Source organism: Fictibacillus barbaricus (assembly GCF_014635025.1).
GTDB classification, from domain to species: Bacteria; Bacillota; Bacilli; order Bacillales; family Fictibacillaceae; genus Fictibacillus; species Fictibacillus barbaricus.
On record NZ_BMCE01000001.1, the window covers coordinates 1,156,263 to 1,179,214 of the forward strand.

Below are 22,952 nucleotides of genomic sequence, written 5' to 3' on the forward strand. Positions count from 1 at the left end.
ACATGGGGGAATCGTTGCGCTATCATATTTCGAGAACGGCTACTCTTATTCTGAGTAGGTGGAGGGACAGGCCCTATGAAACCCAGCAACCGACATGAAAGTGGAATGATTAAGCTCCACCGGAAATGAAAAGGTGCTAACCTGCAAGGTGAAAATAACCTTGGACAATAAGAGGTTGAAGGCATTTTATTGTGAAACCTTTTCCCTCGTGAATGATATGTCAAACAGGGAAGGGCTTTTTTTATGCCTTTTTCAAGTTAAGAACATAAACTAACCAAAATAGATAAGAATAAAGTACCGTATCATACTGAAAGCAGTTAAAGGGAGGATATTAACTTGTCCAAAAAAGTTAGTCGTCGTTTATTTACATCTGAATCCGTTACAGAAGGACATCCGGATAAAATTTGTGACCAGATTTCAGATGCGATCTTAGATGAAATCTTAGCAAATGATGCAAACGCTCGTGTTGCTTGTGAAACATCTGTAACAACAGGTCTTGTACTTGTTGCTGGTGAAATCACAACTTCCACTTACGTAGATATTCCAAAAGTTGTACGCGAAACGATCAAAGAAATTGGATATGACCGTGCAAAATATGGTTTTGATTCTGAAACATGTGCTGTATTAACTTCTATCGATGAGCAATCTGCTGATATCGCAATGGGTGTTGACCAAGCGCTTGAAGCTAGAGAAGGTTCTATGACTGATGCTGAGATCGAAGCAATCGGAGCAGGTGACCAAGGTCTTATGTTCGGGTTTGCTTGTAATGAAACAGAAGAGCTTATGCCTCTTCCAATCTCATTAGCTCACAAATTATCTCGCCGTTTAACAGAAGTTCGTAAAACAGAAGAGATTCCTTACTTGCGTCCTGATGGAAAAACACAAGTAACTGTCGAGTATGACGAGAACGACAAGCCAGTACGTATTGATACAATCGTTATTTCAACTCAACATCACCCAGAAAACACACTTGAAGAAATTCAAAGAGACATCAAAGAAAAAGTAATCAAGCCAGTTGTTCCTGCTGAATTAATCGATGAAAACACGAAATACTTCATCAACCCAACAGGCCGTTTCGTAATCGGTGGACCACAAGGGGATGCAGGTCTTACAGGACGTAAAATCATCGTTGATACTTACGGTGGATATGCTCGTCACGGTGGTGGTGCATTCTCTGGTAAGGATGCTACTAAAGTTGACCGTTCTGCTGCATACGCTGCTCGTTATGTTGCAAAGAACATCGTTGCTTCAGGTCTTGCTGATAAAGTTGAAGTTCAGCTTGCTTATGCAATCGGTGTTGCACAACCAGTATCAATCGCTGTAAACACGTTTGAAACAGGAAAAGTATCTGAAGAAGTTCTTGTAGAGCTAGTTCGCAATAACTTCGATCTTCGTCCGGCTGGAATCATCAAGATGCTTGATCTTCGCCGTCCGATCTACAAGCAAACTGCTGCATATGGTCACTTTGGCCGTACAGATATCGAGCTTCCTTGGGAGCAAACAGATAAAGCAGAAGAGCTTAAGCAACAAGCTAATATCTAACATGTTAATAAACAGACTTCCTGCTGAAGGGAGTCTGTTTTTGTATACCAAAGCTTATTTAAAAAATTCTTTATCCAGTAAAATAAATATTAAAAAGCCTGCCTTTTTAACGTGGCAGGCTTTTCATTTTAGATAATTCCTTGATTTCTTACCATTTCCCATTTATTCTCATGTAAAGTACTCACAATAGGTCTGCCAATCGATACATAATGAAGAGGTTTCTGATCAGAAACCTTTCGTTTTCATGTACCTCCGCTCCTAAGCGATAATCGTCTTACTTTTATTCTTCTTATAAGCGACCTCTTCGTACTGCATTAGTAAGTTTCCAAAGATGGTTGACCAGGATTGGCTAAGTGCATAATTTCTTGCTTTTACCCTCATCGATTGTAGAAGTACAGGATCTTCAAGTAAAGAAACCGTGCTGTGAATAAACGATTCTGCATTGCCAGCTTCACAAATTCTGCCTGTAATTCCATCTTGAACAATTTCTGTTACACCGCCTCGATCTGATACGATAGCCGGCAATCCAGATGCAGCAGCTTCTAGAACAACATTACCAAATGTTTCTGTGGATGAAGGAAAAACAAAGAGGTCAGATGATGCATAAACGCGTGCAAGTTCATCTCCAGACAAATAACCAGCACATGTAACATTGGAATGTTCTTTTTCCCATTGATCAACCATATGCCGGCTCGGACCATCCCCGACGATCAGCCAATGGATTTTAGATTTTAATGAAAGAGGTAATTTTTTTATCATCTCATATAAAATCTCCAAATCTTTTTCGGGTGCCAATCTCCCGACGAATAGAAAGATATACTTCTCTGAAATGTTATATCTTTCCCGAACGTAAGAATCACGATTATGAGGTGTGAACATTTCGCAGTCAACTCCTCTTGCCCAAATTTCTACATTCGTAAAACTTTTCGTATATAGTGTCTGCCTAGTTTCTTCACTTGGAACAAAAATCTTTTCAAATGGTCTATGAAACCATTGGAGGTAACGCCAGAGTAAGGGAGAAAAGAAGTCTAGATGATAATACGAAAGGTATCGGTCAAAATGTGTGTGGTAAGAAGCGACCATAGGGATGTTTTCTTTCTTGCCGTACCGCATGCCATAAAGACCGATATTAAAAGGAGTAGCAACGTGTAGGAGATCTGGACTAAATTTGTTGAGTATATTATTCATCGAACGTAATTGAGGGATAGCAAGCCTGCACTCAGGGTATAGAAAGAGAGGCAGGCTTTTCATTGCATAGTATTGATCATCAAAAGATTTAGGGAGATCTTCAAGTGAGGGCATAATAACCCTATATTCAATATTGTTTCCTTCCAGGTAACCTGTAAGTCTCTTTAACGTACGTGCAACACCATTAATTTGTGGATGGAACGTATCTGAAAAAAGAGCAAGCTTCATTTCCTTCATCTCCTTTTTATAAAAAATAAGGCAAGATAAAAGTATTGACTAAAAACAAAGAAAAGAAGCTGGAACTGATACCTAGAACCATTCCTGCGAGTACATCTGATGGGTAGTGTAACCCTAAGTACATGCGAGAAAGTGCTACGAGCAGGGCAGCAACAAGTAAAAATAGACCTGCGAACGGATTTAATAAAATAAGTGGTGTGACGATTGAAAAGACAGCGGTTGTGTGCCCGGAAGGAAATGAGTGGTCTTGTAATGGGTTTTTACCAATGTTTGTATCCGGAAGACTCAAATAAGGTCTCTTACGAGGATACATTTTCTTAGAGATCGCAACCGGAATGTGACTGATGATTAATGAGAGCATACAAACGATTCCCCAAGATTTTAATGACATAGGGAGAAATAACAAGAGCAGTATAGCTGTTGAGATGGTAGCAGTTGCACCACCAAGATGTGTCCACAAGTGGAAGAAAAGATCCATAGAATCACGATGAAGCCTTCCGTTAATCATCCGAAAAAAGGAACACTCTTTTTCGTAAAGCCAATCAATTACTTTTGCCATAAATATCCCCCTTATCTTACAGTTTGTTGTTAGTTTAATCATAAAGAGTAATTGTAAGGGTAACATGAAGGCAGTATGAATTTATTATAAAAAACCATCCAGCAAAATAGCTGAACGGTCTAAAAGAATATTTTACGATCTCTTTCTTCTTTTAATATTTCTACAGCTTCACGAAAACGCTGCGAATGAATGATCTCTCTTTCTCTTAAGAATCGCAATGAGTCATTCAAATCGGGGTCATCAGACATATTAATGATCCATTGATACGTTGCACGTGCTTTTTCCTCCGCAGCAATGTCTTCATAAAGATCAGCAATCGGATCTCCTTTGGCAGCTATGTAGCTTGCTGTAAAGGGAACACCTGCTGCATTATGATAAAACAAAGCACTGTCATGATTTACGTAGTGATCAGCAATTCCAGCTTCTTTTAACTGCTCGGGAGTCGCATCTTTTGTTAGCTTGTATATCATTGTTGCGATCATCTCTAAATGTGCAAATTCTTCAGTTCCAATATCAGTAAGGAGCCCAATTACCTTATCAGGAATAGTATATCGTTGATTTAAATAGCGAAGAGCAGCGGCAAGTTCTCCATCAGAGCCGCCATACTGTTCAATTAAGTATTTAGCAAGCGTCGGATTACATGAGGTTACTTTTACAGGATATTGCAGCTTTTTTTCATATACCCACATTCATCTGTACCTCCTATTTTTCTATAACTGCCACGGCCATGGTCCATCGCTCCAATTCCAAGGCATACCAGAATAACTGTTTCCATATTGCTGAAGCGGACCATACTTGGACTCGATAGCTTTTTTAATATGCTTACGCTGCTGAGCAAATTGGTTAAACTGTTGAATGGCCGTTTGATCTTGAGGATGAGTATCTAAATATAACGTTAGTTCTACAAGCACGAAGTCTACAGCTTGAAGTTCTTCCATCCATTGATAGAACTCTTCAGGTAAGGTTTGCTGCATAGAGACTACCTCCTTTTTTCATACGGATTTTCATAATAATCATAGAAGGCAGGCCATAGCGTACCTTTCATTAAAGCCTCTTTAGGGGAATATTGAGGCAGGTTATAAGGTTGAAAACCCATGTATAAATTTGGAGGGGTGGAATAAAATTTTTTACCTATCGGAGGGCAAGGATCATAAGGGCTGTGGTAAGGGACATATGATTTTTGATTGGTATTCTTGCTGTTCATCTGAAACCTACCTTTCATAAAGTCAACTTTTATTTAAAGGTATTCAAATAGTGTAAGGTTTCAGTACGAATAAATCTCAAATTTTATCTATTTGTGTTAAAATTATGGGCAAATCATGAAGAGGATGAGGTGAAAGGTACATGTATTCAGGAATACATCATGTATCACTGCTTGTAACGAATCTAAAAGAATCACTATATTTTTATGAAGGAATTCTTGGTTTTAAACAAAATAAAAAACGCCCTCAGTTTGATTTTCCGGGCGTCTGGTATGATATCGGAAATACACAGCTCCATCTGATCGTTAATAACAAAGGAACTGCTAGAAGAAATACAACAGAGATCGATAGCAGAGATGGGCATTTTGCAATAAGAGTCGAAGATATGGAAAAACTATTAAAGACACTGGACACACACGGTGTGCCCTATATAAATAAACCGAACAACAAAACGGATTGGCACCAAGTTTTTGTTAGTGATCCAGACGGAAATTTGATTGAATTTAACGTTTAGTCTGCAGTGACTTATAATATTGTCCCTTCTCGTAATATTCCCGGCGAATTCGTTCCATGTCTGATATATCTTCTTCTGTAAGTTCTCGAATGACTTTAGCAGGTCTGCCGAAAGCCAGAGTGTTTGGAGGAATCTTCTTACCAGGTGGTACGAGACTTCCTGCACCAATAAAAGCCCCTTTGCCTATATGGGCACCATCCAGTACAAGAGAACCCATACCGATTAATGCGTTCTCTTCTATTGTACAACTGTGCAGTATTACACTATGTCCAACCGTTACACCATCCTTTAAGTGAAGTGTGCGGTTCGGGCTTTGATGCAGCACCGAATTGTCCTGAACATTTACATAGTTTCCAATGATGGTTGGTGAAACATCTCCACGAATGGATGTATTGAACCAAATGGATGAATAATCCCCAATTTGAACATCTCCAGTTATGGTAACATAATCTGCAATGAAAGCTGTTTCTGAAATTTTTGGTTTTTTGTCACCGTATGGGTAGATCATGAAATACACTCCTGTTTTTCAATTTTTTAGATAATCTTAGTTTAGCAAAATATGAACGCTCATGAATAGAAAAGAGGGTGGGACCATTGTGGACTTGGAATACAGACAAACATGCAATTGGAACCGTTGTTGTTGTACATGGTGCAAATGAACATCATGGAAGGTATGATTGGGTAATTAAACAATTAAATGATGCAGGATTTCATTGTGTCTCGGGAGATCTTCCCGGTCAAGGAACGACGACGAGAAGAAGAGGCCATATTGATACTTTTGATGAATATGTCTACACAATAGAAAGCTGGTTCTTAGAAGCACAACAGTTAGGATACCCTGTTTATATTTTAGGACATAGCATGGGTGGCTTAGCCGTAATACGAACACTGATGGAATTACAGCTTGATGTTGAAGCCGTTATTTTATCATCTCCGTGTTTAGGGTTAGCCCATCATCCATCAAAAGGTAAAGAGGCTGTATCTGTACTATTGAACAAACTTGCTCCAGGCGTAAGGTTAGCAACCAATCTGCCAGAAGGGAGTGCGACAAGAAACGAAGAAATAAGAGTTCGTGACAAAGAAGACAAATTGATTGTAAAGAAAGTATCTGTTAGATGGTATCGTGAATTAATCGCTTCTATTAAATATGCATTTGATCATTACAAAAACTTTCCCAATGTTCCATTATTGCTCTTACAGGCAGGCGATGATCTCATAGTAGACAAAGAATCTGTAAAGCGATGGTTTAATGGAATCCAGTCAGAAGAAAAGTGGTACAAAGAATTTCCTTCTCTTTATCATGAAGTTTTAAATGAGCCTGAAAGGGAGCATGTATTTGAATATGTAAAAAGATTTTTATTTTTGCATAGCGAGATCAATAAAGGAAAAAGGTAAAGAAAGAATAATCAAAAGGAGCCAGCTTATGAACAAAATTCCGGTTCACCCCTGGGCATTGATGTATTCCGTTTATACTCATATTTTTCCGGCTGTTGGTCAATTGCTTAAAGAATGGCATATCAAAGCTGAACAAATTCCAAATCCTGAACTGCGAAAACAGGCTGTTAACAGTATTACTGATAAGATGTTTCACTGTGAGGGGGGCGCGATTCTTACACTGCTCGCTGGAAAGCATCGTAGGAAAGCTATTGAATTTGTTGTTGCTTACCAAACAATCAGCGACTATTTAGATAACTTGTGTGACCGAAGTACTTCTTTAGATGAAAAAGATTTCCGGGCACTTCATGAGAGTATGTTTCATGCTCTAAGTCCTGGTGCTAAGCCAACCAACTACTATCGATACAGAGAAGAACAAGATGATGGAGGTTACTTAAACCAACTTGTTTACACCTGCCAAACAGTATTATCAGAGATGGAAGCATATCCCAATATCGCGAGTGAGTTGATCGGTCTCGCTCAAATTTATTGCGATCTTCAAGTTCATAAGCATGTGGTAGTTCAAGAAAGGGAGCCTCGTCTGATCAGCTGGTTTGGAGAATATCAGTCTGTATTGCCTGATATTACTTGGTATGAGTTTTCCGCTTGTGCGGGTTCGACCCTTGGCATTTTCTGTTTAGTCAGCTATGCATTTCAAGGAAACTTCACAAAAGAATCTGCAGCAGCGATTAAAAGAGGATACTTTCCATGGCTGCAAGGACTGCATATTCTTTTGGATTATTTTATTGATCAAAACGAGGACAAGCTTGAAGGGGATCTAAACTTCTGTACATATTATAGAAACGAACAGCACATGCTTGAACGTATGGTGTACTTTGCCAAGAAAGCAGAAAACAGCTGTTCAACCCTGCCTAATTCCAGATTTCATCGTTTAATCCAACGAGGACTCCTCGGCATTTATCTTGCTGACCGGAAAGTTTCAGATTGTCCCGGGATTAAAAAAATGGCTTCTCAGCTGGTGAGAGTTGGAGGGGCTACAAGCTATTTCTTTTATGTCAACCGTAAAGTGTATCAAAAGCTGAGACCGTCACTATCATAAAAAAGGGCTGATTCAACTTATATAAGTTGAAATCAGCCTCTTTTTTCTATAGCAACGACAAATGGAGGATCATTTTTCTGATTGATGAATTCATATTGTAAGACGTGTGCATGTTTTTGATCCAGCTGTTTTACAAAGTCTAGTACGAGTTCTTTTTCCCGTTTTCCTTCATCATGCCCGTGATAGATCACGAGTACGATTACTCCTTCATTTTTTAAGAGGTGAAGCAGCTGTTCGATAGCACGGATCGTAGAAGAACCTGTGGTTGTAATCGATTTATCACTTCCCGGCAAGTAACCAAGGTTAAAGATAGCAGCAGCTACGTTATTTGAGAGATGATCAGGAAGCTGTTCGATAAGCTGGTCATGTGACGCATGAAAAAAAGTGACGTTTTGATCTGCTTTATGCTCGGCTAAACGCTGTTTCGAATTCGTTATCGCTTGCTCTTGAATATCAAAAGCGAATACATGGCCATTTTCACCTACTAATTTTGATAGAAACAATGTGTCATTTCCGTTTCCGCATGTAGCATCTATTACCAGATCACCTGGTTGGCAAAACGTACGGAGCAGCGTTCTGGCAAAAGGGAGCACACCCTCTAATTTCATAGTGACACCTCAGACGTTTTATATAATTTTCCTTGAAAGCTGTTTCTTCGTTTAAGTTCACTTTCTATTGCATTCAATACCTTCCATTTGTTTAGGCTCCACATCGGTCCAACTAAAAGATCAGATGGACCGTCTCCTGTCAGCCGGTGAATCATCATGTTAGGTGGAAGAATTTCCAGCTGATCACAAACTAGGTTTACGTACGTATCAAAATCAAGAAAATCAAGCATTCCTTGTTCATATTGCTTAACCAATGGTGTTTTTTTCAGAAGGTGAAGAAGATGGATTTTAATCCCTTGCACATCAAGTTTTGCTACTTCACGGGCTGTTTCCATCATCATCTCTGGTGTCTCAAGTGGTAATCCGTTTATGATGTGGGAACAAACGTTAATATTATGCTTTCGAAGTTTTTCTACCCCTTCTACATATGTTGGATAATCATGTGCACGATTGATCAGCATAGCTGTTCTTTCATGTACGGTTTGCAGTCCCAATTCAACCCAAAGGTACGTTCGTTTATTTAAATCGGCAAGATATTCAATAACATCCTCAGGTAAACAATCAGGGCGAGTTGCAATAGAGAGTCCAACAACACCTTCTTGTTCAAGCACGGTTTCATAAAGCTCTTTTAATTGATCAACAGGCGCATATGTGTTTGTAAAGGCTTGAAAATAGCCGATATACTTTCCTTTTTTCCATTTTGTGTGCATTCTCTCTTTTACAGTATGAAACTGAGTGATGATATCATCACGGCGGTTCCCTGCAAAATCTCCTGAGCCGCTCTGTGAACAAAATGTGCAGCCTCCAAAAGCTGCTTTACCATCGCGATTAGGACAATCAAATCCCCCGTCTAATGGAATCTTTATAATTTTATCGCCAAAGTGCGATTTTAAATGCTGGTTCCATGTGTAATATCTTTTATCGCCAAAATAGGACGGTCTTTCTATGAGGTGTGTCATCTTTCTCACTCCTTCTTCACGGTGATGAGCACCATATGACATTGTAGCATGTTCAGGCTATGAGCCGCAAAATCACTTGTCAGTTCTTACTCATTGTAAAGTAAAGGGAAAAGGAATAAAATACAGAAGTGATTTATGACATCTTAGTAAGCGGGGGATTATTTATGCCAGCGAAAGTATGGCTGCTCATTATTGGAATGGCACTTAATGTTACAGGCTCGAGTTTTTTGTGGCCGATCAATACGATTTTTATTAATGAACACCTAGGGAAGTCTTTAACCGTAGCTGGAATCGTGCTGCTGCTAAACTCCGGGGCGGGGATTATTGGGAACCTGACAGGTGGACTTTTATTCGATAAGTTAGGCGGATATCGTACCATTATGCTAGGTGTTACTGTTTCATTTACGACATCTGCTCTTTTAATCTGGTTTCATGATTTCTGGACATATAGCATCCTTTTAGTATTCATGGGCTTTGGTATGGGAATCGTATTTCCTTCTATGTATGCCCTGGCAGGCACCATGTGGAAAGAGGGAGGAAGAAAAGCGTTTAACCGCATCTATATTGCACAAAATGTGGGTGTTGCGCTTGGAGCTGCTCTTGGCGGGTTAGCGGCTTCTTACTCTTTTACTTTATCGTTCATCAGCTGTTCAACTCTATCATTCCTCTTTTTTATCATTGTTTTGTTCGGCTTTAAAGGAATGGATGAAAATGACGATGCTTCAGTGCAAACTGTTTTTTCTCAGAGTAAAAGAATTCATAATAAAGAGGCTTTTATTGCATTACTGATTCTATGCGGAGGTTACCTATTGGCATGGATTGGTTATGTACAATGGCAATCAACCATTGCAGCATATACCCAAACCTTAGGTGTCAGTCTTAAGATGTACAGTCTGTTATGGACGGTTAATGGTTTATTTATCGTTTTAGGTCAGCCGATAGTGAACCTTTTCTTAAAAAAATGGCTGCATTCAACTACATCTCAGATTCTGGTAGGCTATTGCATTTTTGTCGTATCTTTTGTAATAGTTGGCAATGCGAAAGATTTTAACGGATTCATGATTGCGATGGTTGTTCTTACTATTGGGGAGATGCTGGTTTGGCCGGGTGTCCCATCGATTGCAGCAGAACTAGCTCCTCCAGGAAGGGCGGGCTTCTATCAAGGGGTGGTAAACTCTACAGCAACTGGCGGTAGGATGCTTGGTCCGCTATTCGGTGGAATGGTTGCCGATCTGTTCAATATTTCTGTGCTGTTCCAAACCATTATTGGATTGATGGTCATTTCCTTTATCCTAACCGTTGTTTACAGCAGGAATCGTCATTCGATTAAACAGCAGGATGCTTCTCAGCAGGTATCTATATAAAAAAGACAGGTGATGGTGGCTTCATCACTCTGTCTTTTTTGGTTTATTAGGCAGCTTTTGTTTCGTGTACGGGTAGAAGCTTTGCTGCTAACAGTCTTTTTCGAATCGTAATCCCAAGAATGGATGCTAACACAGCTTTTATGACTCCAACTACAAGAAATGGATATACACCGCCTGATAAAGCTTGATCCCAAGTGAGACCTGCAGCAAATTTTAATTGGACAGCTCCAAAAATAAGGGTGATCACCATACCGATAATATTTGCTGCAATGGCAGGAGCCAAGCTGAATCTTGTTTTTTCTAATAAAAGACCCGTTAAATAAGCTGAAATGATAAAGCCGATGATATAGCCGCCAGTAGGACCTACCAAAATGGAAAAACCGCCTTTAGCTTCTGAGAATACGGGAAGTCCGATTGCGCCCATTGCAACATATAGCGCAACTGCTAATGTACCGTATCTGCTTCCTAATATAGTTGCACAAAGTCCTATCGCGAGTGTTTGTCCTGTAATAGGAACTAGTGGAAGCGGTATGGTCAGCTGAGCTAAAATGGCTGTAATGCCTGCCATCAGTGCCGCATAAAGCGACATTTTCAATCTTTCGTTTGTTGCATGCATAATACTTGCACCCCTCATCAAAGAAATGTAAACAGAATAAACGTTTTAGTTAACATTACTGTAAACAGCAGCAAGATCTTTGTCAAGAAGTGGATTAAATAGAAGAGAATGATCGTTTGGAAAAGGAAAAAATAGGTTATAATAGTTTCAAACAACCTTGACAATTTAGGAAAGTATTCATAAAATACAAATTAACATCTAAATTTTTTAATAACGATGATAGGGAGTAGTAAAAAAAGAATGGAAAGTTAGAGAGTTGACGGCTGGTGCAAGTCAACCCGGAACTTTTTTGAACTCGCCCTTTAGTTGCAAGTCTGAATGAAGTAGTTCTTGCCGTTCGCCGCGTTAAGGTATGTTTTGAGTGAATGTGATTTTTGCATTAATCAGGGTGGTACCGCGGCAGGTTTAACAAATGTTAACTAACCTTTCGTCCCTAATAGTAGATTAGGGGCGGGAGGTTTTTTTGTTTTTAAAGTAAAGGTTTATTGAAGGAGGAGCGGTTATGTACTATAACCACAAAACAATCGAGAAAAAATGGCAGCATTTTTGGGATGAGAACAAGACGTTCCAAACCAAAGAAGAATATGACAAGAAGAAGTTCTACGCATTAGATATGTTTCCTTATCCGTCCGGAGCAGGTCTTCATGTAGGACACCCGGAAGGTTACACGGCTACAGATATTCTTTCAAGAATGAAGCGTATGCAAGGGTATAATGTACTTCACCCGATGGGATGGGATGCATTTGGTCTTCCTGCTGAACAATACGCACTTGATACGGGAAATGACCCGGCTGAGTTTACGGAAACGAACATCAACACGTTCCGCAGACAGATTAAAGAGCTTGGTTTTTCATACGACTGGGACCGAGAAGTAAATACAACAGATCCTTCTTATTACAAGTGGACACAATGGATCTTTATCCAGCTTTACAAAAAAGGTCTTGCATACGTAGATGAAGTACCCGTGAACTGGTGTGAAGCACTTGGAACAGTTCTTGCGAATGAAGAAGTAATTGATGGCAAGAGTGAACGTGGCGGACATCCGGTTGTCAGAAAGCCTATGAAACAATGGATGCTAAAAATTACTGCTTATGCAGACAGACTATTAGAAGATCTTGACGAGTTGGATTGGCCTGAGAGCTTAAAAGATATGCAGCGAAACTGGATCGGTCGTTCAGAAGGAGCAGAAGTTCATTTTGATGTAGATGGACATTCCTCTAAAATAACCGTATTTACCACACGTCCTGATACTCTTTTCGGTGCAACCTACTTAGTGCTTGCCCCTGAAAATAAGTTAGTAAAAGAAATTGTAACAGATGGGCAACTCGAAGCAGTTACAAATTATCAAAGACAAGTAGAAACAAAATCTGATCTTGAGCGTACAGAACTTGCAAAAGAAAAGTCTGGCGTTTTCACAGGTGCTTATGCGATCCATCCCGTAACAGGTGCTAAGCTTCCGATCTGGATTGCTGACTATGTTCTAGCAAGCTATGGAACAGGTGCGATTATGGCCGTTCCTGCTCACGATGAGCGTGATCATGAGTTTGCTGTCAAGTTTGAGCTTCCTATCGCAGAAGTAGTTGCAGGCGGAAATGTAGCAGAAGCAGCGTACACAGGTGACGGTGAACATGTGAATTCTGATTTCTTGAACGGTATGCAAAAAATCGAGGCCATTGCTAAGATGAACGAATGGCTTTCAGAAAACGGAAAAGGTGAAAAGAAGATTACGTATCGTCTTCGTGACTGGCTTTTCTCTCGTCAGCGTTATTGGGGTGAGCCGATCCCGATCATCCATTGGGAAGACGGAACAATGACAACTGTCTCTGAACAGGAACTTCCGCTTCTTCTTCCGGTAGTAAAAGAAATCAAACCTTCTGGTACTGGAGAGTCACCACTTGCTAACGTAGAAGACTGGGTGAACGTAGTAGATCCTGAAACAGGCAAGAAAGGGCGTCGGGAAACGAATACGATGCCACAGTGGGCGGGTAGCTGCTGGTACTACCTTCGTTATATTGATCCAAAGAACGAAGATGAATTGGCATCTGCTGAAAAGTTAAATCATTGGCTTCCAGTTGACATTTATATCGGCGGTGCAGAACATGCGGTATTGCATCTTCTTTATGCACGTTTCTGGCACAAAGTGTTGTATGACCTTGGAATTGTTCCAACAAAAGAGCCTTTCCAAAAATTGTTCAACCAAGGAATGATTCTTGGCGAAAATAATGAAAAGATGAGTAAGTCCAAAGGAAATGTAGTTAATCCAGATGAGATTGTAGTCAGCCATGGAGCGGATACTCTTCGTCTATATGAAATGTTTATGGGGCCTTTAGATGCATCAATTGCTTGGAGTACAACAGGTCTTGATGGTGCACGCCGTTTTCTTGACCGAGTTTGGAGATTGCTTGTTTCAGAAGATGGGCAGAATCTTAATCCAGCAATAACTGATACAAAAGGAACAGAAGCTTTTAACCGTCTCTACCATCTCACTGTTAAAAAAGTTACAGAGGATTATGAGGGACTCCGCTTTAATACAGCCATTTCACAGCTAATGGTATTTGTAAACGAAGCAAATAAACAAGATTCACTTCCTAAAGATTTGATTGAAGGTTTTGTTAAAATGCTATCCCCAATCGCACCGCATATTTGTGAAGAGCTATGGGAAATGCTAGGTGGAAAGGGCAGCATCACATACGCATCTTGGCCTGTTTGGGACGAAGCACAGCTTATAGAAAATGAAGTTGAGATCGTTGTCCAAGTCAATGGTAAATTAAAAGCGAAGATGAAGATTGCTGCAAACATCAGTGGTTCAGATATGGAACAGGCTGCTCTTGAAGACGAATCTGTTCAACAAAGCATTGAAGGGAAAACGATTCGTAAAGTGATTACTGTACCTGGTAAACTTGTGAATATCGTTGCCAATTAAAGGAGGATTTTTTCCATGGAAAATGAATTAAAAGAAATTTCACCATTTGAAGTAAAGCAAATGCTAAAAGACGGAAAAAAGATATCCTTAATCGATGTTCGTGAAGATGAAGAAGTTGCGGAAGGTAAAATTCCAGAAGCTGCTCATATTAAGATGGGTGAAATTCCTGACCGTTTAAATGAGATTGATAAGAATGAAGAACATATTATCATCTGCCGCTCAGGACGACGCAGCGAAAATGTTGCTTACTTCTTGCAAGATCAAGGTTATAAAGTAAAGAATATGACTGGCGGAATGCTAGATTATAACCAAGACTAATTTAAACTCCCTGCTTGTTATCAGCAGGGAGTTTTTTTATCCTAATAAATCCTTTTGACTGTTTAAGTTTCAAATGACGTGTGAAAATTTTCAGGAATGAGCCGATAGAAAGGGTATATCTAATACCCCCTTGGAGGCTCAAATGCCATTAAAACATTCAAAAACAAAAAAGTGGATAAATATAATTGCCGTCTTGTTTACCTTGCAAGTAATAAGCACAATAGGGTTAATGTTCATTCAGAACTATCTTATATACGTACTTGATCTTATCATCGTTGCTCTCTTTGGAGTTCTAGTCTATAAAATCCTGAAGATAAAGGATAGTTATGCAATCAATCTAGAAGAGGAGATTTTAAAACATAAGGAAACTTTTTCAGAATTAGAAGCCAGCAGAACAAAACTTCAAAACATTTTCGACAGCATTGATGTAGCCATCTGGTCACATAATATAGAAAGCAATAAACTACTTATCACATCTGGTATTGAAAAATTATATGGCTACCCCCTGCAAGCTTTTTATGAAGACGCAGAATTATGGAAAAAAGTCATACATCCTGAAGATAGTGAAATCATTCAAAGGCGGGCTATAGACATTCAAAACGGAAATGTTGCGACAAGTGAGTATCGAATCATAAGGCCAAATGGGGAGATCCGGTGGATACATGACAGAGGGATACCCTTTTTAAATGAAGAGAGAAAATTAGTGGATTTTAACTCTATACTTATTGATGTAACCGAGAGAAAGCGTGCCGAAATTACCATTGAACATATGGCTTACTTTGATGAATTAACAGGTCTGCCGAATCGAAATGGTTTCATGCAAACCATTGAAGAACAGATGAAGGAAGCCGAACTTAAAAATAGTAATCTTGCTCTTTTGTTTTTAGACCTGGACCGCTTTAATGTTTTAAACGATACTCTTGGTCATAGTTTTGGTGACCTGCTTCTGCAAAAAGTAGCGGAACTGCTAAAGTCAACTGTTTCTCACAAAGGAAAAGTGTTTAGAAGGAGTGGAGATGAATTTTTAATCCTTCTGGAGTTCAATAAAATATGTGAAGTTAAAACAATAGCAGAAGAGATCATTCATTCTTTTACCAAACCTTTTATGCTAAGCGGTCAAGAAGTTTTTACAACGCCAAGTATAGGTATCAGTACATATCCAGGGAACGGATCTGATAGTGAAACACTTCTGAAAAGAGCGGATTCAGCTCTTTATCAGGCGAAAGAGAGAGGCCGAAACACGTATCAATTCTTTACCAATCAACATGACGGGAAAATGGAAAGAAGACTTAATTTGGAGCATGGATTAAGAAAAGCGCTAATTAATCATGAATTCTTTTTGATGTATCAGCCGCTCGTGCAAATCACTGCCAAAAAGATAGTTGGTGTAGAAGCTTTATTACGCTGGAATAAAGAGGATGAAGGCATTATTTCTCCTGCAGAATTTATACCGATCGCAGAAGAGACGGGCATGATCATACCAATAGGTGAATGGGTCTTGAAAAATGCTTGCTTACAAGGTGCAAAATGGCACGAAAATGGTTATAGCGACCTTTTGATCTCTGTAAATATTTCAGTAAGGCAGTTATTAGAGGAATCATTTATTGAAAGGGTAGAGAGCATTCTATCTGAGACAAATTTCCCTGCATCATCATTAGAGATGGAAATTACAGAAAGCACAACCATGCAAAATATGGATGAAGCAATTCCTGTTCTAAACCGTTTAAGAGAGAAGGGGATTCGGATTTCAGTCGATGATTTTGGAACTGGCTATTCATCATTAACCTATTTACGGCAGCTGCCTGTTGACACATTAAAGATAGATAAGATGTTCATAGACGACATTTTAATCGATCCAAAAGCAGGAGCGATTGTAAAGACGATTATTGATATGGGTCACAATCTCGACTTTTATGTTATTGCGGAAGGCATAGAAACCTCGCAACAAATTGAGTTCTTATTAGAACAAGGATGTTTGTACGGACAAGGTTATCATTTGTTTAAACCACTCGCTGCAAAAGATGTAGCAGCGTATCTACAGCAAAATATGGTGATAAATTAAGGCTGGCTTAGTTTTATACTTCCAACCACCTTTACATGTTTTATAAACTCCATTTCGTGTAACACTACATAGGCAGAGAAATAGAAGGAGTGGATGTGTAGTGAATATACTTTTGATAGGAGCTAATGGTAACATCGGTAAATTAACGTGTAATATACTGGCCGAACAAGGTCATTCAGTTAAAGCTATGGTTAGAAAAGAGGAACAGCAAGAACATTTTCAGCACCCTAACATTGAAGCGGTTTTAGGTGACTTAGAACAGGATTTTGAACATGTATTCGAGGGTGTTGAAGCCGTTATTTTTACTGCAGGTTCTGGAGGGCATACAGGTCCAGAGAAAACGGATGCTGTAGATTATAAAGGAGCAGTAAAATCCATTAAACACGCACAAACTCATAACGTGAAACAATTTCTTATGGTAAGTTCCCTGGGGGCGGACACACCTGAAAAAGGGCCGGAAGGTTTGCAGCATTATTTGGAGGCAAAAGGAAAAGCTGATAATGAACTCATGGAAAGCTCATTAAACTATACGATCTTGCGTCCTGGCGCACTAACTGATGAAGACGGAATGGGTCTAATTTACGCGAAGAAAAAAATAAACGAACGAGGGTCTATTCCCAGAGCTGACGTAGCAAGAACACTCGCAGCCTGCTTAGGAAACGAAAAAATGTATCACCAAGTTTTTGAATTGATTGAAGGAGAAATACCTATAAAGACAGCGATAGAAGATTTGTAAGACAAAAGTAGTCAAATCCCAACAAAGGAAAAGCATCCTCTGAGGCCGAATAAATGAACGAAACTCTTGGCTAAAGGGGATGCTTTTTATGATTCAAGTTAAGGTGTTTGATGAAGATCACGAAGACGATTTAGAAGAGTGTGTAAATGAGTTCTTAAGTGTCATTCCTGCTGATCACCTTATTGATATCAAGTTTCAGATAGCGGTATGTGAAAACGTCCACGAGGAGAACGAGACGATGTTTTCTTTTTCTGCAATGATTATTTATAAGAAGTAAATCAGCTCAGTGCATGATAAGCTGCATTTGTTCCTGCGATGTTTCCGGTAACAAATGCAACCGTTATATTGTAACCGCCTGTGTACCCGTGCAGATCTAAGATTTCTCCGCAAAAGAAAAGACCTTCTTGCTTCTTGGATGCCATCGTCTGAGGGGCAATTTCCTTTACTGAGACGCCGCCCCCAGTTACAAAAGCTTTTTCAATGGATAACGTTCCATTAACATGAAAAGAAAAACTCTTCATTTGGGAAGTCAGCTTCCGAATTGCTTGTTTTGGTACCTGATCAGCAGCAGTTTCGCCATCTATTTCTGCTTTCTCAATTAAGAACAAGAGGAATTTTTCTGGCAGTATGCCTTTTAAAACGTTCTTAAGAGACTTCTTTGGTTCGGCATCGATCTTCTTCTGGATGGTAGAGAGCAAGTTCTCTTCATTTTCTTCAGGAAAAGAATCGATACGCATCTCTATCGAGGGAACATTGAATTTTTTTAGAGCTTTTACTACATATTGGCTGCAGCGTAATGCAGCAGGTCCTGAAACCCCAAAATGGGTAAATATCATGTCCATCTGATGAGATTTGATCAGCTTCCCTTTCGGGTTCCAAACAGAAAGTTCCACATTACGAAGGGAAATACCTTGTAATGTTTTTTTATTAATAAACGCTTCATTTGAAGTAATAGGTACTTCTGTCGGGTATAGGTCAGTTATGGTGTGGCCTGCTTTTTTTGCCCACGCATATCCATCCCCAGTGGATCCGGTATGTGGAACGGATTTACCGCCAACTGCAATAACTATAGATTTTGTTTGTAACGACTCACCATTCTGCAGGATGATCTCGTGAAGTCCATCACCATAATTAATCGTTTTTACAGGAGTATTCGTTCGAATCTGAACACCGAGCTGTTTAATTTTTTGAAGAAGCGCTGCAACAACATCAGTGGCTTTGTTGGAAACAGGAAACATTCTGCCATGATCCTCTTCTTTCAGCTCAATGCCCAGCCCTTCAAAAAACGATATGATGTCTTCATTGTTAAAAACAGAAAATGCACTATATAAAAACCTGCCATTGCCTGGAATGTGCTTAATAATCTCTTCAACAGGCAAACGGTTTGTAACATTACAGCGGCCACCGCCTGAGATGGCCAGCTTTCGGCCTAACTTCTCTCCTTTATCAATGAGAAGTACACGAGCTCCGTTGGAAGCAGCACCTACGCTGGCCATAAGACCTGAAGGCCCTCCTCCAATCACAATACAATCATAAATCATACAATCCCAACTTTCTTAAACGTTCAGCTAAAAATTATTGTATACAATAGTATAGCTTAAAAAAAGCTATGGTTTTCATATTCCTTACTTTTTTGCAAAAAGTTAATTGAGGTTACATCATGTTCTTATGTGATACAATATCAATAATGTTTTTTAGGATGATTAGTAGGAGCTGAAATAGTTGTCTCGATTACTTCGTGGAACATTGATCTTATCCGCTGCAACTTTTTTCTCTAAATTTATCGGATTGATCTTTGTAATACCGTTTACCAATCTAGTAGAAGAAAAAGGTATGGCTCTTTATGGTTATGCCTACATACCGTATACAATATTGCTTAGTATATCTACAATGGGAGTTCCACTGGCCGTTTCTAAATTTGTATCTAAATATAATGCCTTAGGTGATTATGCCGCAGGAAGAAAATTGCTCAAATCCGGTTTGCTTGTAATGACACTGACAGGAATTATAGCATTCCTCATTCTGTATATGTTAGCTCCTGTTCTCGCTCATCAGATTATTGATGAAAAAGGGGGACAAGGAAATAGTATAGATGACATTACATTGGTTATTCGTATGGTAAGCACAGCTTTAATTATCGTACCATCCATGAGCTTGATCCGTGGTTATTTTCAAGGTTTTCAATCCATGGGACCTACTGCTGTTTCACAGGTTGTAGAGCAGATCGTACGAATTGTATTCATTCTCGTAGGAAGTTTTGTTGTTATCAATATTTTAGATGGTGAAACAACAACGGCAGTTGCCCTGTCTACTTTTGCAGCAACACTTGGTGCTGTTGCAGGATTGGCGGTTCTGATCTGGTATTGGATCAAAAGAAAACCACACCTGCAGAAAATGTATGACAAAAGTAAGCCAGTTGCTAATATTTCTTTAATGGATATCTATAAAGAGACGATTAAATATGCGATACCTTTTGTAGCAGTTGGTCTAGCGATCCCGCTTTATCAATTAGTCGATCAGTTTACGATTGTAAATACGTTAAAAGATATGGATTATTCGCAAAAAGAAGCAGAATCTGTCTTCGCGATCATTACACAGATTGCCCATAAGCTCGTCATGATTCCTGTGTCCCTAGCAACAGCTTTGGCTTTGACACTGATACCTGTGATCACTAAGTCATTTACGGAAGATAATAAAGACGTTTTGAATAAACAAATCACACAGACGTTTCAGATGGTGTTGTTCTTAACGGCACCTGCTGCTATCGGTTTAACAGTTCTAGCATACCCTGCCTACGGTGCTCTTTTTGGAATGTCAGCCATGGATACTGGCGGGTACTATCTTCAGTGGTATGCACCAACAGCTTTATGGTTTGCCATGTTTACCGTAACAGCAGCAATCTTACAAGGATTAAACCAGCAAAGATATGCATTTATCAGTTTGTCAGTCGGATTCCTTGCGAAGCTGCTCTTGAATAAACCGCTGCTGTTAGCATTTGGTGGAACTGGATCTGTTATCGCAACAGATATTGGATATACTCTTTCTATATGGTTTAACCTGTATATCATAAAAAAATACAGCGGCTTCTCCTTTAAATGGGTTTACCGCAGAACGGTACTTATTTCTGTATTCATTGTGGCGATGTCAATTACAGTTATATTTGTTTCGATGCTGTTAGGAGAGACAGAAACAAGAATCGAAACGGTAATGAAATTAACGGTTGGAATTCTTACGGGAGGAGCGGTTTATGGCTTCTTAAGCTATCGCTCAGGACTCTTAACCATTATTTTAGGAGACCGTATCCCATTCTTACGACGCAGAAAATAGGCAAAAGAAAAGAAGGCTGATAGAAAGCCTTCTTTTTCATTCGGTGTGGTTACTTTTTGATTTGTTTTTGCTCATCGTACCATTTTAGTTGATTTCCAATGCTATAACCTTCAAGTGGTACTTCAAAGTCATAACCTGCTTTTTCTAATTCTGGCTGCAAGAATTCTCGATATACCCAGCCGCCGTGAATGTAGATTTTACATTGAGAAGGCAAAACACGCTGTTCTAAGTCATGGATCACTTGGTGAGCCCACTCCCGCTTTTCAGATGTTGAAAAATTTTTGATTGAAACATTATACGGTTCAATGTATTGGTCTTTCGTTAAGAGCCCTTCTTTCGCACTATAAAAGAAAAAATCATCATAATGATCCTGTGCGTATTGAACAGACTTAACGAATAAAGGGCTTATGTATAAATCTATAGCTGCCGAAGGGTTTATTGCCTTTTTTCGTGCGGTTGCCAGAAGACCTATTTTCCTTTTCATTCCAATTCCTCCTATAGTACTAAATTACCCTGATTCTTCAAGAATCAATCAATTTTTTTACAATAATATAGGAAAAATAGATCATAACCGGAGGTACTTATGAGAATAGATAAATGGCTATCAAATACTGGGTATGGAAGCCGTAAAGAAGTAAAGCAATTATTAAAATCAGGTGCTGTTACATTAAATGGTTCGATTATAAAAGATCCCAAAACACAAGCTGATCCAGATAGAGATCATGTCTTGGTTCATGGCGAAGAGGTTGTCTATCAGGAGTTTATTTACTTAATGATGAATAAGCCACAAGGAGTGATTTCTGCTACAGAAGATTCCCGGCATGAAACAGTGATTGATTTACTTCACTTAGAGGCACAAACTTTTGAACCTTTTCCAGTGGGAAGGTTAGACAAAGATACAGAAGGATTACTGATTTTAACGAACGACGGGCAGCTGGCTCACACTCTGCTCTCACCAAAAAAACATGTACCAAAAACATATTTTGCAAAAATAAATGGATCCATTCCAGATGGTACAAATGAAAGATTTAGAGAAGGTGTAATCTTAGAAGATGGATATAAAACGCAGCCAGCGTATCTTAAAGTAATTCATAACTCGGATGAAGAATCTGAGATAGAATTAACAATTACTGAGGGGAAATTTCATCAGGTTAAGCGAATGTTTGAAGCAGTTGGCAGAAGAGTCGTATACCTTCAAAGAATTCAGATGGGTAAACTAAAACTCGATGAGTCATTAGAACTTGGAACCTATCGAGAGCTGACGGAAGAGGAACTTTCCTTGCTATCACTAAAAGAGGATGTTTTTGAATAATTTATAAGGGGTATCTTCCAATAAAAAGGAGATGACTCTATATGAAATTATCTGCTGAAAAATTGATCGGGATAAAAGCCCAACATGATACAGCTGAACTGACTGAACATAGAATCGACGACATCCTTTTTAACATGTATGATCATCGTCTTTGTTATTTTACTTTTTCTGTTGAAAACAATAGTTATCAGCATGAAGAGATGCCAGCAGATCAACATATGGAAACCGTTGTAGCTGCTACTTCTGGTATCGGAACACAGAATACACCGTTAACGGGAAGTGCTTATCCCGAAACGAATCAGAATTATAAAAAAGAAACTTATTATATTCCGTGGCATCGGGTTAAAGAGTTCAATGAAGACAGATTATTATTTGCAGGGAATGAACAGCAAAGAGATGAACCTATAGAATGTTATTCCTTTCAGGCAATAAAAGATTTGCCAGTTATTGATCAAGACGGTGAAAAAATCGGAAAGATAAATGATCTTATTGTTGATACAGATCGTCAGCAAGTGATCGGTTTCTCTCTTTCAGAAGGATTTTGGAAGAGTCTTTTTGGTCACAGTGACAAATTTATGCCAGTTTCTGGAAATCTGGATTGGAAAAATCAAGAGTGGAAAATTGAAAGAACATCCGATCTCCTTTTAAAAGACAGCTCGGATGAATTATAATGATGAACCATATGAAATAAAAAAATCCCCGCTACTAATAGCGGGGATTACTTATGCTTATCCATGTATTTTTCTTTATGAAACTTTAACTTTTTTTGCTGTAGTCTCCCACAATCCGCGGGCAGGACTTGTTACTAAGTTGTTATATGAGAGCACATTAAGGTCCCTCTGGATGGTTCGCTGTGTAGTTCCAAATTCTTCAACTAGTTCTCGTGTTGTTACAGTACCTTTCTTTCGAATAAACAAATACAGGGCTTTCACACGATTCAACATTCTGTCAGTTGAAGGACTCAAAAAACCACTCCTTGTTATTTAGATAG

The 22,952-nt window shown here is 39.1% G+C and carries 25 protein-coding genes, 1 riboswitch and 1 other annotated feature; of the genes, 13 read left to right on the forward strand and 12 right to left on the reverse strand.

Annotated features, from left to right (window positions below):
* Window positions 1–42: 42 nt before the first annotated feature.
* Window positions 43–174, forward strand: a riboswitch (SAM riboswitch).
* A 162-nt stretch (window positions 175–336) separates the two neighbouring features.
* On the forward strand, window positions 337–1,542 hold the full coding sequence (gene metK, locus IEV52_RS05625; protein ID WP_188401506.1) for a methionine adenosyltransferase: 1,206 nt from the start codon (window positions 337–339) through the stop codon (window positions 1,540–1,542).
* A gap of 258 nt (window positions 1,543–1,800) precedes the next feature.
* Here the strand turns inward: metK and IEV52_RS05630 are convergent, their stop codons facing one another.
* From IEV52_RS05630 to IEV52_RS05650, 5 genes are all read right to left on the reverse strand, one after another.
* The gene (locus IEV52_RS05630; protein ID WP_188401507.1) at window positions 1,801–2,958 is read right to left on the reverse strand and encodes a glycosyltransferase family 4 protein; all 1,158 of its coding nucleotides are present in this window, start codon (window positions 2,956–2,958) and stop codon (window positions 1,801–1,803) included.
* A gap of 16 nt (window positions 2,959–2,974) precedes the next feature.
* Window positions 2,975–3,526: a phosphatase PAP2 family protein gene (locus IEV52_RS05635; RefSeq protein WP_188401508.1), complete on the reverse strand. Its 552-nt coding sequence runs from the start codon at window positions 3,524–3,526 to the stop codon at window positions 2,975–2,977.
* Between the two features lie 119 nt (window positions 3,527–3,645).
* Window positions 3,646–4,215, reverse strand: a complete 570-nt coding sequence (cotJC, locus tag IEV52_RS05640) for a spore coat protein CotJC (RefSeq protein WP_188401509.1) — start codon at window positions 4,213–4,215, stop codon at window positions 3,646–3,648.
* A 21-nt stretch (window positions 4,216–4,236) separates the two neighbouring features.
* A complete protein-coding gene (locus tag IEV52_RS05645; protein ID WP_188401510.1) occupies window positions 4,237–4,500 on the reverse strand; it encodes a spore coat protein CotJB in 264 nt (87 codons plus the stop codon).
* A 5-nt stretch (window positions 4,501–4,505) separates the two neighbouring features.
* On the reverse strand, window positions 4,506–4,730 hold the full coding sequence (locus IEV52_RS05650; protein ID WP_188401511.1) for a spore coat associated protein CotJA: 225 nt from the start codon (window positions 4,728–4,730) through the stop codon (window positions 4,506–4,508).
* Between the two features lie 140 nt (window positions 4,731–4,870).
* On the opposite strand from IEV52_RS05650, the gene IEV52_RS05655 reads away from it, so the two are divergent.
* Window positions 4,871–5,242 (forward strand): VOC family protein, encoded by a 372-nt coding sequence (locus tag IEV52_RS05655; protein WP_188401512.1) that lies wholly within the window; start codon window positions 4,871–4,873, stop codon window positions 5,240–5,242.
* Here IEV52_RS05655 and IEV52_RS05660 read toward each other — a convergent pair.
* Complete coding sequence (locus IEV52_RS05660) at window positions 5,232–5,750, reverse strand: gamma carbonic anhydrase (protein ID WP_188401513.1); 519 nt, start codon at window positions 5,748–5,750, stop codon at window positions 5,232–5,234. The two genes, IEV52_RS05655 and IEV52_RS05660, sit on opposite strands and share 11 nt — an antisense overlap.
* Window positions 5,751–5,836: 86 nt before the next feature.
* Here IEV52_RS05660 and IEV52_RS05665 point away from each other — a divergent pair, with 86 nt between their 5' ends.
* Together IEV52_RS05665 and IEV52_RS05670 are read left to right on the forward strand one after the other, a co-directional pair.
* The gene (locus tag IEV52_RS05665) at window positions 5,837–6,637 is read left to right on the forward strand and encodes an alpha/beta hydrolase (RefSeq protein ID WP_188401514.1); all 801 of its coding nucleotides are present in this window, start codon (window positions 5,837–5,839) and stop codon (window positions 6,635–6,637) included.
* Between the two features lie 28 nt (window positions 6,638–6,665).
* Entirely contained in the window at window positions 6,666–7,736 is a 1,071-nt protein-coding gene (locus IEV52_RS05670; protein ID WP_188401515.1) for a tetraprenyl-beta-curcumene synthase family protein, read from the forward strand.
* Between the two features lie 32 nt (window positions 7,737–7,768).
* Here IEV52_RS05670 and mnmM read toward each other — a convergent pair whose 3' ends face one another.
* On the reverse strand, window positions 7,769–8,344 hold the full coding sequence (gene mnmM, locus IEV52_RS05675; RefSeq protein ID WP_188401516.1) for a tRNA 5-(aminomethyl)-2-thiouridylate-methyltransferase MnmM: 576 nt from the start codon (window positions 8,342–8,344) through the stop codon (window positions 7,769–7,771).
* Window positions 8,341–9,303 carry a tRNA modification radical SAM protein MnmL/YtqA gene (gene mnmL / locus IEV52_RS05680; RefSeq protein WP_188401517.1) on the reverse strand — a complete coding sequence of 321 codons (963 nt, stop codon included), beginning with the start codon at window positions 9,301–9,303 and terminating at the stop codon, window positions 8,341–8,343. The genes mnmM and mnmL overlap by 4 nt, the downstream gene beginning before the upstream one ends.
* A 164-nt stretch (window positions 9,304–9,467) precedes the next feature.
* On the opposite strand from mnmL, the gene IEV52_RS05685 reads away from it, so the two are divergent.
* Window positions 9,468–10,667, forward strand: coding sequence for an MDR family MFS transporter (locus IEV52_RS05685; protein ID WP_188401518.1), 1,200 nt, complete (start codon window positions 9,468–9,470; stop codon window positions 10,665–10,667).
* A gap of 46 nt (window positions 10,668–10,713) precedes the next feature.
* Here the strand turns inward: IEV52_RS05685 and IEV52_RS05690 are convergent, their stop codons facing one another.
* The gene (locus tag IEV52_RS05690) at window positions 10,714–11,283 is read right to left on the reverse strand and encodes a biotin transporter BioY (RefSeq protein WP_188401519.1); all 570 of its coding nucleotides are present in this window, start codon (window positions 11,281–11,283) and stop codon (window positions 10,714–10,716) included.
* A 207-nt stretch (window positions 11,284–11,490) separates the two neighbouring features.
* Window positions 11,491–11,721 (forward strand) — a binding site (T-box leader).
* A gap of 64 nt (window positions 11,722–11,785) precedes the next feature.
* Between IEV52_RS05690 and leuS the strand changes: the two genes are divergently transcribed.
* From leuS to IEV52_RS05715, 5 genes are all read left to right on the forward strand, one after another.
* Window positions 11,786–14,206, forward strand: coding sequence for a leucine--tRNA ligase (leuS, locus tag IEV52_RS05695; protein WP_188401520.1), 2,421 nt, complete (start codon window positions 11,786–11,788; stop codon window positions 14,204–14,206).
* Between the two features lie 15 nt (window positions 14,207–14,221).
* Window positions 14,222–14,524 carry a rhodanese-like domain-containing protein gene (locus tag IEV52_RS05700; protein WP_188401521.1) on the forward strand — a complete coding sequence of 101 codons (303 nt, stop codon included), beginning with the start codon at window positions 14,222–14,224 and terminating at the stop codon, window positions 14,522–14,524.
* A 142-nt stretch (window positions 14,525–14,666) separates the two neighbouring features.
* Window positions 14,667–16,586, forward strand: coding sequence for a putative bifunctional diguanylate cyclase/phosphodiesterase (locus tag IEV52_RS05705; protein WP_188401522.1), 1,920 nt, complete (start codon window positions 14,667–14,669; stop codon window positions 16,584–16,586).
* Between the two features lie 100 nt (window positions 16,587–16,686).
* Complete coding sequence (locus IEV52_RS05710) at window positions 16,687–17,322, forward strand: SDR family oxidoreductase (RefSeq protein WP_188401523.1); 636 nt, start codon at window positions 16,687–16,689, stop codon at window positions 17,320–17,322.
* 88 nt (window positions 17,323–17,410) lie between these two features.
* A complete protein-coding gene (locus IEV52_RS05715; RefSeq protein WP_188401524.1) occupies window positions 17,411–17,599 on the forward strand; it encodes a sporulation protein Cse60 in 189 nt (62 codons plus the stop codon).
* A 1-nt stretch (window position 17,600) separates the two neighbouring features.
* Here IEV52_RS05715 and IEV52_RS05720 read toward each other — a convergent pair whose 3' ends face one another.
* Window positions 17,601–18,863 carry a BaiN/RdsA family NAD(P)/FAD-dependent oxidoreductase gene (locus IEV52_RS05720; protein WP_188401525.1) on the reverse strand — a complete coding sequence of 421 codons (1,263 nt, stop codon included), beginning with the start codon at window positions 18,861–18,863 and terminating at the stop codon, window positions 17,601–17,603.
* Between the two features lie 181 nt (window positions 18,864–19,044).
* Here IEV52_RS05720 and IEV52_RS05725 point away from each other — a divergent pair, with 181 nt between their 5' ends.
* Complete coding sequence (locus IEV52_RS05725) at window positions 19,045–20,649, forward strand: putative polysaccharide biosynthesis protein (RefSeq protein WP_188401526.1); 1,605 nt, start codon at window positions 19,045–19,047, stop codon at window positions 20,647–20,649.
* 49 nt (window positions 20,650–20,698) lie between these two features.
* Here IEV52_RS05725 and IEV52_RS05730 read toward each other — a convergent pair whose 3' ends face one another.
* Entirely contained in the window at window positions 20,699–21,133 is a 435-nt protein-coding gene (locus tag IEV52_RS05730; protein WP_188401527.1) for a DUF6884 domain-containing protein, read from the reverse strand.
* Between the two features lie 99 nt (window positions 21,134–21,232).
* On the opposite strand from IEV52_RS05730, the gene IEV52_RS05735 reads away from it, so the two are divergent.
* Together IEV52_RS05735 and IEV52_RS05740 are read left to right on the forward strand one after the other, a co-directional pair.
* The gene (locus IEV52_RS05735; RefSeq protein WP_188401528.1) at window positions 21,233–21,961 is read left to right on the forward strand and encodes a pseudouridine synthase; all 729 of its coding nucleotides are present in this window, start codon (window positions 21,233–21,235) and stop codon (window positions 21,959–21,961) included.
* A 41-nt stretch (window positions 21,962–22,002) separates the two neighbouring features.
* Window positions 22,003–22,632 carry a PRC-barrel domain containing protein gene (locus tag IEV52_RS05740; RefSeq protein WP_188401529.1) on the forward strand — a complete coding sequence of 210 codons (630 nt, stop codon included), beginning with the start codon at window positions 22,003–22,005 and terminating at the stop codon, window positions 22,630–22,632.
* Between the two features lie 75 nt (window positions 22,633–22,707).
* On the opposite strand, the gene IEV52_RS05745 is transcribed toward IEV52_RS05740, so the two are convergent.
* Window positions 22,708–22,926 carry a DeoR family transcriptional regulator gene (locus IEV52_RS05745; protein ID WP_188401530.1) on the reverse strand — a complete coding sequence of 73 codons (219 nt, stop codon included), beginning with the start codon at window positions 22,924–22,926 and terminating at the stop codon, window positions 22,708–22,710.
* Window positions 22,927–22,952: the final 26 nt, after the last annotated feature.